This is a genomic window from Bacillus cereus group sp. BfR-BA-01355 (assembly GCF_022663675.1).
Lineage (GTDB): Bacteria > Bacillota > Bacilli > Bacillales > Bacillaceae_G > Bacillus_A > Bacillus_A thuringiensis_S.
Window position 1 is genome coordinate 1 of the sequence record NZ_JAKUFY010000370.1, and the last position, 302, is coordinate 302.

A 302-nucleotide genomic window follows, 5' to 3' on the forward strand; every position below is an offset into this window, starting at 1 on the left:
GACATCAGGTAAGGCATTGAAATATCTAGATAGTTGCGCATCGTGTTTAAGGAGATTTTCTGTTACAGATTTTGCCTCGATTAAAATAATTGGAACCCCATTTTTAAAAACCGCATAATCGACTTTTTCTCCCTTCTTAGTTCCGAAGTCTGCAACATACTCAGGTCTAACTTCTAAAGGATTAAAAACGTCATAACCTAGTTTTTGAAGAAAAGGAATAATTAATGATTGCTTGGTCATTTCTTCATTAGTTATGTACTCTGTTCGTTCTAAAATTTGGTTAGCTATTTTGTTTATGTCAT

1 protein-coding gene is annotated in these 302 nt (G+C 33.1%); it reads right to left on the minus strand.

The annotated features are described in order from the left end of the window. Positions 1-302, minus strand: a 302-nt coding sequence (locus MR167_RS32085) for a type I restriction endonuclease (RefSeq protein WP_242316282.1), incomplete at both ends; no start/stop codon positions are given.